Origin of the sequence: Advenella sp. EE-W14, assembly GCF_012923605.1 — a bacterium.
Lineage (GTDB): Bacteria > Pseudomonadota > Gammaproteobacteria > Burkholderiales > Burkholderiaceae_B > Advenella > Advenella alkanexedens.
Genome location: NZ_JAAVNG010000006.1, coordinates 1 through 14,060, shown reverse-complemented (window position 1 = coordinate 14,060; position 14,060 = coordinate 1). Strand labels below are relative to the sequence as shown.

Annotated in this window: 11 protein-coding genes and 1 pseudogene; 10 read left to right on the top strand and 2 right to left on the bottom strand. The window is 50.4% G+C overall.

The window, feature by feature from the left end:
- Positions 1–5: 5 nt before the first annotated feature.
- Positions 6–1,376, bottom strand: a complete 1,371-nt coding sequence (locus HCX92_RS02430; protein ID WP_169293341.1) for an aspartate aminotransferase family protein — start codon at positions 1,374–1,376, stop codon at positions 6–8.
- A 120-nt stretch (positions 1,377–1,496) separates the two neighbouring features.
- Complete coding sequence (locus HCX92_RS02425) at positions 1,497–2,975, bottom strand: PLP-dependent aminotransferase family protein (protein WP_169293340.1); 1,479 nt, start codon at positions 2,973–2,975, stop codon at positions 1,497–1,499.
- Positions 2,976–3,375: 400 nt separating this feature from the next.
- On the opposite strand from HCX92_RS02425, the gene HCX92_RS02420 reads away from it, so the two are divergent.
- The 10 genes and pseudogenes from HCX92_RS02420 to HCX92_RS02375 all read left to right on the top strand — a co-directional run.
- On the top strand, positions 3,376–4,419 hold the full coding sequence (locus tag HCX92_RS02420) for an ABC transporter substrate-binding protein (protein ID WP_169293339.1): 1,044 nt from the start codon (positions 3,376–3,378) through the stop codon (positions 4,417–4,419).
- A gap of 158 nt (positions 4,420–4,577) precedes the next feature.
- A complete protein-coding gene (locus HCX92_RS02415; RefSeq protein WP_169293338.1) occupies positions 4,578–5,768 on the top strand; it encodes an amino acid aminotransferase in 1,191 nt (396 codons plus the stop codon).
- Between the two features lie 57 nt (positions 5,769–5,825).
- Entirely contained in the window at positions 5,826–7,259 is a 1,434-nt protein-coding gene (locus HCX92_RS02410) for an NAD-dependent succinate-semialdehyde dehydrogenase (protein WP_169293337.1), read from the top strand.
- A 234-nt stretch (positions 7,260–7,493) separates the two neighbouring features.
- Positions 7,494–8,264, top strand: coding sequence for an ABC transporter ATP-binding protein (locus HCX92_RS02405; RefSeq protein WP_169293336.1), 771 nt, complete (start codon positions 7,494–7,496; stop codon positions 8,262–8,264).
- A gap of 1 nt (position 8,265) precedes the next feature.
- Entirely contained in the window at positions 8,266–8,985 is a 720-nt protein-coding gene (locus tag HCX92_RS02400; protein ID WP_169293335.1) for an ABC transporter ATP-binding protein, read from the top strand.
- 31 nt (positions 8,986–9,016) lie between these two features.
- Positions 9,017–10,234: an ABC transporter substrate-binding protein gene (locus HCX92_RS02395; protein ID WP_169293334.1), complete on the top strand. Its 1,218-nt coding sequence runs from the start codon at positions 9,017–9,019 to the stop codon at positions 10,232–10,234.
- A 107-nt stretch (positions 10,235–10,341) separates the two neighbouring features.
- A complete protein-coding gene (locus HCX92_RS02390; RefSeq protein WP_200236323.1) occupies positions 10,342–11,229 on the top strand; it encodes a branched-chain amino acid ABC transporter permease in 888 nt (295 codons plus the stop codon).
- The gene (locus tag HCX92_RS02385; RefSeq protein WP_169293333.1) at positions 11,226–12,209 is read left to right on the top strand and encodes a branched-chain amino acid ABC transporter permease; all 984 of its coding nucleotides are present in this window, start codon (positions 11,226–11,228) and stop codon (positions 12,207–12,209) included. The genes HCX92_RS02390 and HCX92_RS02385 overlap by 4 nt, the downstream gene beginning before the upstream one ends.
- Before the next feature lie 181 nt (positions 12,210–12,390).
- Positions 12,391–13,362 (top strand): tripartite tricarboxylate transporter substrate binding protein BugE, encoded by a 972-nt coding sequence (locus HCX92_RS02380; RefSeq protein WP_169293332.1) that lies wholly within the window; start codon positions 12,391–12,393, stop codon positions 13,360–13,362.
- A gap of 104 nt (positions 13,363–13,466) precedes the next feature.
- Positions 13,467–13,913, top strand: a pseudogene (locus tag HCX92_RS02375) (tripartite tricarboxylate transporter TctB family protein); the annotation flags it as partial.
- Positions 13,914–14,060: the final 147 nt, after the last annotated feature.

The window sequence follows — 14,060 nt, the reverse complement described above, 5'->3', positions numbered from 1 at the left end:
TCTGTTTAGCCATTCAATCTTTCATGAACAATATCAAGCGCCTGTTTGAATTTATCCACCATCTCATCCACCTGCTCAACCGTAATGATCAGGGGTGGGCAAAAAGCAAGCGTATCGCCGATATTGCGTGAGATGACGCCCAGATCCTGCAATACTTTGCCTACCATGGTGCCCAGCTGTCCCGGGACTTCCAGCGCTGTTTTCTTGGCTTTGTCGATTACCAGCTCAACACCGGCAATCAGGCCAACGCCACGCACCTCACCCACCAGCGGATGATTTTCCAGCTCATGCAATCGCTTGAGCATATGTGCACCCACGGTTGCCGCATTTTCCACCAGATTGCGCTCTTTAATAATATTCAGGTTTTCGATGCCAACCGCCACCGCCACCGGATGACCGCCTGCGGTAAAACCATGTCCCAGCACGCCCAGCTTGTTACTTTCATCGGCAATCGGATTGAACATTTTCTCATTCAGCAAAATAGCGGACAAAGGCTGGTAAGAAGAAGAAATTTGTTTGGACAGCACCAGTACATCGGGTTTCAGGCCAAAAGTTTCAGAAGCGAACATTTTCCCGGTACGGCCAAAGCCACAAATCACTTCATCAGCAATAAAAAGGATGTCATGCTTTTCCAGAACCGCCTGGATTTTCTCCCAATAAGTAGCAGGCGGCACAATCACGCCACCCGCCCCCATAACCGGTTCGGCAATGAACGCGGCAATGGTTTCAGGGCCTTCTTTCTGGATCAGGTTTTCCAGTTCCTGGGCCATACGGGTTGAAAACTGTTCTTCACTTTCGCCTTCCTGTGCATCACGCCAATAATGCGGACATGCCGTATGCAAAATGCGATCGATAGGCAAATCAAAGCCGCGATGATTGCCTGGCAGACCGGTCAGGCTGGCAGACGCTACGGTAACGCCGTGGTAGCCCTTAAGGCGACTGATGATTTTCTTTTTGTTGGGCAAACCCAAAGCATTGGAACGATACCAGACCAGTTTGACGACCGTATCATTGGCCTCGGAGCCGGAGTTGGTAAAAAACACCTTGCTCATGGGCACTGGTGCGATATCAATGAGCATTTTGGCAAATTGGGCAGCCACATCATGGGTTTTATGCGTGAACTGATGATAAAACGGCAATACTTCAAACTGACGCATGGCGGCCTGGACCAGCCTTTTTTCGCTAAAGCCCAGGGCCACACTCCATAATCCAGCCATGGCCTCCAGATATTTCCGGCCATGAATATCTTCAACGTAAACCCCATCTCCCTTGACGATGACCAACGGCCCCTGTTCCTGATGCTTGCGGGCATTGGTATAAGGGTGCAAGTGGTAATTGATATCGTCACTTTCCTGCTGAATTAATGTATTTTCCATTTGGGTCTCCGTAACAGTCGAATATTGCACAATCAAGTCAGTTCTGTTTTTTTATCCTAAGACAGGAAACCACAATCGGCTATATCCACTTGTGTAATTTTGATCAGGCCAGTTGCATTTTCAGGCACCACTGAAGAACAATCCACGCTCGCCTTCAATGAAAACTTGCTGCAGGCGATCAACCGCTCCGGCAATATCCCGGGTAGGTACGCCACCATAGCCCAGTACCAGGCAAAGCCCGTGTTCCGTGGGTTTGCGGAATTTGACCTGACGCACAATCATGCCGTGGCGACGGGCACAAAGCGAGAACTGTTCGAAACTTAACAAAGTATTGAATCGGGCCATTAGGTGCAAACCCGAATTACCCTGTGAAAGGGTCACTTTATTGCCGAAAACCGCTTTGAGCCTTTCCCGGAACAAGGCGCCACGCTCAAAATAAATAGCCCGCATTTTCTTGATATGCCGGTAGAAGTGGCCTTCATTGATAAATTCAGCCAGGGACGCCTGCAACTGCAACATGCCTGGCAAGTACAGGTTTGAAATGGCCCGCCGCATGGCGGGCGCCAGCCCTGGAGGCACCACCATATAGCTCAGACGCACCCCGGAAAACATGGTTTTACTGAACGTACCGAAATAAATGACATGATTGCCCTGATCCAGGCTTTGCAAAGAGGGCAAATGCAAGTCATCATGCCTGAACTCACAGTCATAATCGTCCTCTATCACCCAGAGCTGATGCTTTCGGGCAAGCGCCAGGATCTTCTCGCGCCGCTCCATCGACATGGTGACACCGGTGGGGTACTGGTGTGAAGGCGTGACATAGATGAATTTGCCGTTTACGGCAATCATGTCATCCTCCAGCGCGATTCCCTCTTCATCAAGCGGTATGCAGTTAACCTTTACCCCCCCTGCCTCAAATACCGACTCGGTCGCCCAATAAGGCGGATCCTCAATATAGGCCTGCTGCCCGGGGTCACTCAGCAGCCGGGTACATAAATCCAGCGACTGGGGCGTGCCAAAGGTCACAATAATCTGGTCGGGATCACACTGCAGGGAGCGGGAAATGGCCAGATAAGCGGCAATGGCCTTACGCAATTCCACATATCCGCCCGACTCGGCGTAGCCCGACAGGTGAAGATATTTTTTTGAATAATATTTGCCCAGGATTTTTCGCCAGATATGAAACGGGAACTCGGAGACATCGGGGATACCGGGCACAAACTCCCCCTTGGGTTGCGGCGGACTGCTTTCCGACAACAGCAACCTGGCTCCCCTTTCGGAATATACCCAGGACTTCATGACAGGCGCATTGCCGGAAGGCACCAGCGGTGTGACCACCTTTGAGACATACGTGCCACTGCCTTCCCTGCTGTACAGATAACCTTCGGTAATCAGGCGCTCATAAACCAAAGAAACGGTAATTCGCGAAATACCCGCCTCTTTGCTCAGAAAACGGGAAGAAGGCAGCTTTTTGTCTGGTGGCAATTTACCATTGTTGATCAGATCATGAATGATTTGATAAAGCTGACGTTGCAATGGGGTTTTATCATCACGATTCAGCTTTTCAAGCACCAGTTCAGCTAATGGAATTTCAAACATAAGACTCGCACATCAATTATTATTTTCATATTTAATTCAAAATTGAAATTGTTGTTTTTTTATAACCATGAACTAAAAAAGCATCAGACAATCCCATTCCAAATTCACGCTTCATTATCCATGAGCATTTATGGTTGTAATAACCAGTTAACGATTTATTGCATTTCATTTATATGATTCATTGCATTTATATTCATTTTAATAATCCCGCAATCCATATCCACCAATCCTGCAGCCACCTCATCATCTCACGGGAAAACCCCTATTTCCTTTAAAAAACAAAAATTGCGATGATGTCACCATCATCACTTTTCTTCAGGCTCAACCTTCAGGGTTCCGCCCAAAAACCGGCCTGACACGGAAAATGATTCAATAATGCCAAACACAAGGATGTGAAATTATGCTCAAACATGCTCGTTCAGCCATTGTTACAGGCTTCATACTCAGCGCCTTTACTGCTGCCGCCTCTGCTCAAAGTCTTACCGTTGTTTCTTTCGGTGGCGACTCAAAAGCCGCCATGGAAAAAGCCTACTTTCAGCCTTATGAAAAAGAAACCGGTACCCGAATCAATGCCGTGGACTGGAACGGCGAGATGGGAAAAATCAAAAGCATGATTGACACCAACAGCGTCCAGTGGGATGTGGTAGAGGTTGAAGCCCCTGAACTGGAGCGCGGTTGCTCCGAAGGCCTGTTTGAGGAAATTGATTACAGCAAGGTTCTTCCGGAATCCGCTTTTATCGAACACGCGGCACAGGAATGTGGCGTGGGTACATTTATCTGGTCTGTGGCCCTGGCCTACAATAAAGACAAGCTCAAGGAAGGACCAAGCTCTTGGGCCGATTTTTGGGATATTAACAAATACCCCGGCAAACGGGCTTTGCGCAAAGGGGCCAAATACACCCTTGAAATTGCCCTGATGGCCGATGGCGTCTCTCCCAAAGACGTTTACACAGTACTGGCAACCCCTGAAGGCGTTGACCGTGCCTTCAAGAAACTGGATGAAATCAAGCCGCATATCCAGTGGTGGGAGTCGGGTTCACAACCCGGTCAATACCTGGTTGCCGGTGACGTCGTCATGTCTTCGGCCTACAATGGCCGGATTGCCCAAGCCATCAAACAGGACAAGCGCCCCCTGGACATCGTCTGGAACCAGAGTCTGTATGCACTTGATTACTGGGCCATTCCCAAAGGAGCCCCCAATATTGAGAGGTCCCTCGACTTTATCAAGTTTGCCAGCCAGCCCAAAAACCTGATCACCTACTCCTCCAACATTCCTTATGGCCCGCCCACCCACGAAGCCATCAATGCCCTGCCGGATGACATTGGCAAAGACTTGCCCAGCTCCAAACAAAACATTGAAAACGCCATTGCGCTGGATGTCAATTTCTGGACCGATTACGGCGATGCCCTTGAGCAGCGCTATAACGCCTGGGTAGCGCAATAAGCAAGCAGTTAAAAACAAAAAAACCACCTGATCATCTCCTGGCTTTCCCGCCAGGAGATGATTGCATTCTGACTGGCAAACCCATGCATGGAACCCGGCTTTTCCATGGTACAGTTATTTTTTTCCACGCACGCATATTTTTAACTAGAAGGAAAGCCATGTTTGAGCATTTAGCACCTTATGCCGGAGACCCCATTTTCAGAATTGGTGATATGTTCCGCCAAGACCAGCGCCAGAATAAAGTGGATCTGACCGTTGGGCTTTATTATGATGGCAAAGGCCGGATTCCCATCCTGGACAGTATCCATCAAGCCGAACTGAAACGTGCTCAGCAACCCGAAACCCGCCAATATTTACCCATGGAAGGTTTACCCAGCTATCGTAGCGCCGTACAAAAACTGCTTTTTGGCACTGAATGCGCTGCCCTGAACGAAGGGCGCATTGTGACCATGCAAAGCGTGGGAGGCACCGGTGCCCTGCGTATTGGCGGAGAGCTCCTGCACTTGGCCAGCCCCAACAGTGAAATCTGGATCAGCAACCCGGGTTGGGATAACCACCACGCCATTTTTGAGGGTGCCGGCCTGAAAACCCACACCTACCCCTATTACGATTCCGTCAAAGGCGTGCTGCTATTTGACGAAATGAAGCAAACCTTCCAGAACCTTGCCGCTGGCAGCATTGTGCTGCTGCACCCCTGCTGCCACAATCCGACCGGCGCAGACCTGTCCACCACGCAATGGGAAGAAATTGCCGATATCATTGTGGATCGCAAACTGATCCCGTTCCTGGACATCGCCTATCAGGGTTTCAGCAACGGCCTGGATGAAGATGCCTTTGCCGTGCGTCTGCTGGCTGCCAAAAACATTCCCATGCTGGTTGCCAATTCGTTTTCCAAGAATTTTTCTTTTTATGCCGAACGCTGTGGTGCACTTTCAGTGATTTGCCAAAATACCCATGAAGCCGACCGGGTACTCGGACAAATCAAACTGCTGGTACGCCGTATTTACTCCAACCCGCCCTTGCATGGTGCCCGCATGATCTCCGATGTGCTTAACGACCCGGAGCTGTTTGCCCTATGGGATAGCGAAGTCAATGAAATGCGTACCCGCATCCGGAACATCCGCCAGAAAGCCTACGATATCCTGCACGCGCAGGCACCTCACTTCGACAGCTCGTTCATCATTAAACAAAATGGCATGTTCAGCTACACCGGTTTAAGCCTGGCACAAATTGAAAAACTGCGTACCGATTATGGTGTTTACCTGATCGACTCAGGCAGGATCAGTGTACCCGGCCTTAACGAAAACAACGTGACCTACTTTGCCGAATCGGTCAGCAAAGTAGTCTAAAACCCAAATTTCAAATAAAAAGTTTTATTCAAAACACTAACTGAGGATTGAAAGAAAATGAGTCAATATGAAGCACTGAGTCTGTATATAGATGGCGAGTTTATTTCTGGTGGAGGACGCAAAACCCAGGACGTCATCAACCCGGCAACCCTTGAAGTGCTGGGGCAACTGCCTCATGCCAGTGAGGCGGATCTGGATCGTGCCCTGTCCGCTGCGCAGCGGGCGTTCGACTCATGGAAGCACAGCTCTCCCATGGAGCGCTCCGCCATTTTACGCAAGGCTGCCCAATTATCCCGTGACCGTGCCCAGGAAATTGGCCTGAACCTGACCCGCGACCAAGGCAAACCTTTGGCCGAAGCGGTAGGTGAAATCATTTCATGCGCCGACCACTGCGACTGGCATGCCGAAGAATGCCGTCGCATTTACGGTCGGGTCATTCCTCCCCGCACACCCAATGTGCGCCAGATCGTGGTACGTGAGCCGATTGGTGTATGTGCCGCTTTCACTCCATGGAACTTCCCTTACAACCAGGCTATCCGTAAAATTTCAGCAGCGATTGGCGCCGGTTGCTCCATTATCCTGAAAGGCCCCGAGGACTCCCCCAGTGCCGTCATGGCGATTGCCCGCATCTTTCACGACGCCGGCCTGCCCAAAGGGGTCTTGAATATTGTTTGGGGTGAGCCCGCCAAGGTATCCGACTACCTGATCCGCTCCCCGATCGTACGTAAAGTCTCCTTTACCGGCTCGGTACCGGTTGGCAAACAGCTGGCTGCCTTGGCAGGTGCCCACATGAAGCGCATCACCATGGAACTGGGCGGTCACTCTCCCGTACTGATCTTTGATGATGCCAATATCGAACAGGCAGCCAAGAGCCTGGCCAAGTTCAAGATCCGCAATGCCGGTCAGGTCTGCGTGTCGCCCACCCGCTTTTATGTCCAGGAAAAAGCCTATGACCAGTTCCTGGATATTTTTGTTGGTGCCTTGAAAAACATCCAGGTGGGTGATGGTACGGCCCAGGGAACCGAGATGGGTCCCCTGGCGCACGAGCGTCGCATTGGCAGCATGAGCGCTTTTGTCGAAGATGCCAGACAGCGTGGCGCAACCATTGAACTGGGCGGTGACCCCCTGTCACAAACCGGTTATTTCTTCCCGCCAACCGTTGTTACCAATATTAAAGATGATGCCAAGCTTATGACCGAAGAGCCTTTTGGCCCGATTGCACCGGTGGTTAAATTCAGCAACACCGATGAAGTTCTGGCCAGGGCCAACAGTCTGCCTTTCGGCCTGTCTTCATACGTCTTTACCAATTCACTGCAAACCGCCACCAAAGTATCCAATGCTCTTGAGGCGGGGATGGTCAATATCAACCACTTCGGTTCTGCCTTGCCTGAAACTCCCTTTGGTGGCGTGAAAGACAGTGGCATCGGCAGTGAAGGCGGTACCGAAACCTTTGACGGATATTTGGTCACCAAGTTTATTACACACATATAACAAACAAGCGGTTTTTACACTTTCACCGCTATTGAAAAATTATATATTTATATCTAAAACCGCGAAAAACCTTGTTTTTCGCGGTTTTTCTCTTTTCTACCCGCTTTAATCTTAAATCCTTATGGAAAGCACCTATAGCGAGCCAATCTGTTTCTAACGCATACTCATCCTGTACCAAAGGCATGGGGAGACACCTGTGTTTTCAATCACTATTTTTTAAAATTAATGCATAACATGAGTGATTTAATCTTAGAAACAAAAAACCTGACCAAGGAATTCCTTGGTTTCGTGGCGGTAAATGATGTAAACCTGCAGGTGCAGCGCGGTCATATTCATGCGCTCATCGGTCCCAACGGCGCAGGTAAAACCACCTGCTTCAATTTGCTGACCAAATTCCTGCGTCCCACCGCTGGCAATATTCTTTTTAATGGCACCAATATTACGGCTGAAAAGCCGGCTCAAATCGCACGCAAGGGCATTATCCGCTCCTTCCAGATTTCAGCCGTTTTCCCCGAGTTGACGGTGCTGGAGAATGTACGCATCGGTCTGCAACGCCAGCAGAACAATTCTTTTCACTTCTGGAAAAGCAACAGATGCCTGCATGAGCTTGACGACCAGGCCAGGGAATTGCTGGCCGAAGTTGACCTGCTTGAATTTGAAAATGAAATCACCTCCAACCTGCCTTACGGGCGCAAACGGGCATTGGAGATTGCCACCACGCTGGGCATGAAGCCCGAACTCATGCTGCTTGACGAACCTACTCAGGGTATGGGGCATGAAGATGTGGACCGGGTCACCCAACTGATCAAAAAAGTCAGCGTCGGCCGCACGATCCTGATGGTCGAACACAATATGAACGTGATTTCCTCGATTGCCGACAAAATCACCGTTCTGGCACGGGGCGCCACGCTGGCCGAAGGCAGTTACCAGGAAGTTTCACGTAACCCCGCCGTGATGGAAGCTTATATGGGCACTTCCGAAGGTCAACTGGAAGGGGCTCACTGACATGACAGCACTCGCACTTGAAATCAAGGATTTGCAGGCCTGGTATGGTGAATCGCACATTCTGCATGGCGTCAACATCAGCATTCCCAAAGGAAAGGTCATTACCCTGCTGGGGCGTAACGGCGCAGGCCGTACCACCACCCTGCGGGCCTTGCTGGGACTAACCGGCACCCGCAAAGGCTCCATCAAGATCCATGGTGTTGAAGCCATTAACCTGCCCACCCATAAAATCGCCCATCTGGGTATTGGTTATTGCCCCGAAGAACGCGGCATCTTTGCCAGCCTGAGTTGTGAGGAAAACCTGCTTTTGCCTCCGCAGCTCAATGGCCGCACCGCTGGCGACAAAGGCATGTCCCTGGCGGAAATCTACGAAATGTTTCCCAACCTGCTCGAGCGCCGCCACTCACCGGGAACCCGACTGTCGGGTGGTGAGCAGCAGATGCTGGCGGTGGCCCGGATTTTACGCACAGGTGCCAATATCCTGTTGCTGGATGAAATTTCAGAAGGTCTTGCTCCTGTCATTGTCCAAACCCTGGCCCGCATGATCACGACCCTGAAAGCCAAAGGTTTCACCATTGTGATGGTCGAACAGAACTTTCGCTTTGCCGCCCCCCTGGCCGATCATTTCTATGTCATGGAACATGGTGAAATCGTGGAACAATTCCCGGCTTCCGAGCTGGCCGCCAAACAGGACACTCTCCATACCCTGCTGGGTGTCTAAGCTATTTTTCATTCTATCCCCGGAGACAAACATGAGAATAAAGAATTCAACAAAATTGAAAAAAACAGCCTTGGCTACGGCAATTACCCTGTCCACACTGGGCCTTGCCCAAGCCCAGGGAATTTCCGATGACATCATTAAAATCGGCTTCATTACCGACATGTCCGGTGTGTATTCCGACCTGGACGGCCCTGCCGGTGGCGAAGCCATTAAAATGGCCATCGAAGCCGCTGGCGGTGAAATCAATGGAAAAAAAATAGAACTGGTGACCGCTGATCACCAAAACAAAGCTGACGTGGCATCGGCCAAAGTCCGTGAATGGATCGACCAGGACAAGGTTGACATGATTATCGGTGGCACCAACTCAGCCACCGCACTGGCTTCGGCTGCCGTTGCCGCCGAAAAGAAAAAACCCTATATCTCGATCGGTGCCGGCGCAACAGCCCTCACCACCACCCACTGCACCCCATTTACCATTCACTATGCCTATAACACCAAGGCACTGGCCAATGTAACCGGTTCTGCCGTTTATAACCAGGGTGGTAAAACCTGGTTCTTCATCACCGCCGATTACGCTTTTGGCCACTCCCTTGAACAGGACACCATCAATGTGGTGAAAGCCGCCGGTGGCACCATCAAGGGCACGGTTCGCGTGCCATTAAGCACCACCGACTTCTCCTCTTACATGTTGCAGGCCCAAACCTCTGGTGCTGAAATCCTGGGCTTGGCCAACGCGGGGGGCGACTTCATCAACTCCATCAAGGCCGCCAGCGAATTTGGCGTAACGCCAGGCATGAAACCAGCCGGGCTGCTGGTATTCATTAACGACGTGCACGCACTGGGCCTGCAAGCCACACAGGGTCTGTACCTGACCGCCCCCTGGTACTGGAACCAGGATGACGAGTCACGGGCATGGGCCGCCAAGTTCGAGGAACGCATCAAGCGCAAACCCTCATTCGTTCAGGCAGCCGACTATACTGCAGCCGAAACCTACCTGAAAGCCGTCAAGGAAATCGGCACCGATGACGGTGAAGCCGTCATGAAATGGTTCAAGTCCAACACAATTAACAACTTCTTCGCCAAAGATGGCATCGTCCGGAAAGACGGGTTGATGGTCCATGACATGTACCTGATGCAGGTCAAGACACCGGAAGAATCCAAAGGCCCATGGGATTACTACAACGTTGTTGACAAAGTTTCAGGAGAAAAGGCTTTCGGTCCCGCGAGCGAATCCACCTGCAAACTGTAAACGGCACTTCATACAGATTCGCACTGTAGTCATGACAGCCTCTACCCGGGGCTGTCACAACACCAGTTAAAACATGTGGTCAATAAATAAACTGAACGTTATGCATTATGATTGATATTTTCGGCATCCCTATTCAAGCCTTTCTTGGCCAGATTTTGCTGGGCCTTGTAAACGGTTCTTTTTACGCAATTCTCTCATTGGGTCTGGCCGTCATTTTTGGCCTTCTCAATGTCATCAACTTCGCCCATGGTGCTTTATACATGCTGGGCGCCTTCCTGGCCTGGATGGGACTGCAATACCTGGGGCTTAATTACTGGGTCATGCTGATTGTCGCCCCTATTCTGGTTGGCATTTTTGGCATGATCATCGAACGCTTGCTGCTGCGCCATTTATACAAGCTCGACCATCTTTATGGCCTGCTGCTTACCTTCGGCATTGCCCTGTTGATCGAAGGCGTTTTCCGCAGCTTTTATGGTGTCTCGGGCCAACCCTATCCCACCCCGGAAAGCCTGCGTGGTGCGGTCAACCTGGGCTTCATGATCCTGCCCATTTACCGTGGCTGGATTGTGCTGGCGTCCATCATTGTTTGCCTGTTCACCTGGTTCATGATTGAAAAAACCCGTCTTGGCTCGTTATTGCGTGCCGGTACTGAAAACCCCAAGCTGGTTGAAGCATTTGGCATTAACGTACCGCTTATGATTACCCTGACTTATGGTTTTGGTGTTGCCCTGGCCGGTTTTGCCGGTGTGCTGGCCGCCCCCGTGCTGCAAGTATCCCCCCTCATGGGCGCCAACCTGATTATTGTCGTGTTTGCGGTCGTTGTTATCGGTGGCATGGGCTCCATCATGGGTTCTATTGTGACCGGTCTTGGCCTGGGGGTGATTGAAGGACTGACCAAAGTATTCTGGCCTGAAGCTTCCAGCACCGTAGTCTTCATTATTATGGCCATTGTTTTATTACTCCGCCCTGCCGGACTTTTTGGGAAAGAAAAATGAATCGACAAATCCTTGGCTATGCATTATTTGCCATTGTGGCCGCCTCATTGCCTGCGTTCGGCATATACCCCATTTTTGTCATGAAAATCCTGTGCTATGCCCTGTTTGCATGCGCTTTCAACCTGCTTCTGGGCTACGTTGGCCTGCTCTCTTTCGGACACGCCGCTTTCCTGGGCAGTGCCGCCTATGCAACAGGCCATGCCATTAAAGTATGGGGATTTTCACCCGAGCTGGGTATTCTTTACGGCATCCTGATTGCCGCCATCCTTGGTTTCGTGATCGGGGGTCTGGCGATCCGGCGCAGCGGTATTTACTTCACCATGATCACGCTGGCAATGGCCCAAATGGTTTTCTTTTTCTATCTGCAAGCACCATTCACCGGTGGTGAAGACGGTTTGCAAGGCGTGCCCAGAGGCTATCTCTTCGGCCTGCTCGACCTGAAAAACGACCTGAACCTTTACTATGTGGTAGTTGGCATCTTCATGATTGGTTATTTCCTCTGCTGGAGAACCGTCAACTCGCCCTTTGGTCAGGTCCTGAAAGCCATCAAGGAAAATGAACCCCGTGCCATTTCGCTTGGCTATGATGTAGACAAATACAAGCTGCTGGCTTTTGTCCTGTCCGCTGCCATTGCCGGACTGGCCGGTGCCACAAAAACACTGGTTTTTGTGTCAGCCACGCTATCCGACGCCATGTGGCAAATGTCAGGTATCGTTGTATTAATGACCCTGATCGGCGGTGTAGGTACCTTCACCGGTCCTGTCATCGGTGCCTTCATTGTTGTCATGCTCGAAAACAAGATTGGTGATTTGGGCCGCATGATTGCCAATACGACTGGCGTACAATGGTTTTCAAGCCTGGGTGAATCGGTTACGATTGTCATGGGACTCATCTTTATCATCTGCGTGATGGCCTTCCGAAAAGGAATCGTGGGAGAACTATCACATTTTTTCACCGCAAGACAAACTAAAAGCCAATAGTTACAAATAACTCTTAAACCTTGCAGGCGACCCGCAAATTTCTAGGCAATTACCCTTATTATTTGTATTTATGCTTGCAAGGTTCCGCTTGTTCTTACTATTATCTGCCCTTCTTCGAAATAGATTATTTCTATAAGTATATTTTTTCGATGCAGATTTTACAAATTGTCAAGGAATTTATATGAAAAAATCCCTTTTAACCGCAGTTTTCAGTGCTGCCGCCATCATAAGTGGCACGTCATATGCAGCTGACTTCCCAAGCAAACCCATTCGCGTTATTGTTCCTTTTGCGCCTGGCGGCTCTACCGATATCGTAACCCGGATCGTCACTGCCAAAATGAGTGACATCCTGGGCAAACCAATGGTAGTGGAAAACAAAGCCGGTGCGGGTGGTGCCATTGGCGCCTCTGAAGCTGCGCGCGCCAAACCTGATGGCTATACCCTATCCATTGCAACCGTTTCAACCCTGGGCGTCAACCCTGCCTGCAAACCCGAAGGACTGGGTTATGACCCCCTGAAAGATTTTGCGCCGGTTTCCAACTTCGTCAACGTGCCCAACGTACTTGAAGTCAACCCCAAATTTCCTGCCAATGACTTCCAGTCCTTCCTGGCCGAAGTCAAGGCCAATCCCAACAAATACTCTTACGGTTCATCGGGCACCTGCAGTGTTCTGCACCTGTTTGGCGAAGCCTTCCGCCTGGCCACCGACACCGACATCGTTCATGTTCCCTATCGGGGTTCAGGCCCGGCAGTTACCGATGCCGTGGGTGGACAAATTGGTATTTTGTTCGACAACCTGCCATCCTCTTTCCCACAAATCGAAGCCAAAAATCTTCGTCCTCTGGCAATTGCATGGGAAGAACGTCTGGACAGTATGAAAGATGTTCCCACCTTTAAAGAGCTGGGTTACCCTGAATTGAACCAACCCGTCTGGTATGGTCTGCTGGCACCTGCCGGTACTCCCGAAGACGTGATTGCCACCCTGAATAAAGCAACGCTTGATGCATTGAAAGACCCCACCGTGATTGCTGCCCTGGAAAAACAAGGGGCCTTCCCAGCAGGTAACTCACCTGAAGAATTTGCCAAGGAAATCCAGCAACAGTATGACTGGGCCAAGGATGTTGTAAAAAAAGGCAATATTGAATTGCAGTAATCCCTGCGATTTTTATAAAAAAGCGGATGAAAGCCTCATCCGCTTTTTTGCCCGATCCATTATAAATCTCACACATTTCATCTATTTAACTAAGGTTATAAGTTATGCACATTAAGAATCAACAGGACTTCTGGTCCGGCTTGATGTTCATCGCTCTAGGAATTGGCTTTGCCCTGTTCGCCACGAGCTATGACATGGGCACGCCTGCCCGTATGGGGCCTGGCTATTTTCCATTCTGGCTGGGTGTCGTCCTGGCCTTGCTGGGCGGTGTGGTCACCATTGGTTCACTGCGTGGTGAAGAAGCCGATGACCATCATATTGGCAAATTCGACTTCGACATTCTTGCCCTGATCATCGGCTCGATTGTAGTGTTCGGTGTCATGCTGGATAACCTGGGCCTGTACATCTCACTGGTGCTGCTGGTTATTTTCAGCAGCCTGGCCAGTCACGAGTTCAGCCTTAAAATCGCCATTGGCAATGCCATTTTCCTGGTGATCTTCACCTGGCTGGCTTTTGTCAGGGGCCTGGGCCTGATCTTCCCGCTGTGGCCGGTTCCCTTTGCCGAATGGCCCACCTATGCAATGATCATTATTCCGTTATCGATTATTGTTGGCTTCGTTATCCTGATCATAAAAATTAAAGGGAGCAAATAATCATGATGGAATTGCTGGAACACTTGTCCCTGGGCTTTTCAGTGG

Coding starts and splice junctions, on each gene's coding strand:
- HCX92_RS02385 (WP_169293333.1), top strand. CDS start 11,226: ATGAATCGACAAATCCTTGGCTATGCATTATTTGCCATTGTGGCCGCC.
- HCX92_RS02430 (WP_169293341.1), bottom strand. CDS start 1,376: ATGGAAAATACATTAATTCAGCAGGAAAGTGACGATATCAATTACCAC.
- HCX92_RS02405 (WP_169293336.1), top strand. CDS start 7,494: ATGAGTGATTTAATCTTAGAAACAAAAAACCTGACCAAGGAATTCCTT.
- HCX92_RS02390 (WP_200236323.1), top strand. CDS start 10,342: ATGATTGATATTTTCGGCATCCCTATTCAAGCCTTTCTTGGCCAGATT.
- HCX92_RS02400 (WP_169293335.1), top strand. CDS start 8,266: ATGACAGCACTCGCACTTGAAATCAAGGATTTGCAGGCCTGGTATGGT.
- HCX92_RS02415 (WP_169293338.1), top strand. CDS start 4,578: ATGTTTGAGCATTTAGCACCTTATGCCGGAGACCCCATTTTCAGAATT.
- HCX92_RS02380 (WP_169293332.1), top strand. CDS start 12,391: ATGAAAAAATCCCTTTTAACCGCAGTTTTCAGTGCTGCCGCCATCATA.
- HCX92_RS02420 (WP_169293339.1), top strand. CDS start 3,376: ATGCTCAAACATGCTCGTTCAGCCATTGTTACAGGCTTCATACTCAGC.
- HCX92_RS02410 (WP_169293337.1), top strand. CDS start 5,826: ATGAGTCAATATGAAGCACTGAGTCTGTATATAGATGGCGAGTTTATT.
- HCX92_RS02425 (WP_169293340.1), bottom strand. CDS start 2,975: ATGTTTGAAATTCCATTAGCTGAACTGGTGCTTGAAAAGCTGAATCGT.
- HCX92_RS02395 (WP_169293334.1), top strand. CDS start 9,017: ATGAGAATAAAGAATTCAACAAAATTGAAAAAAACAGCCTTGGCTACG.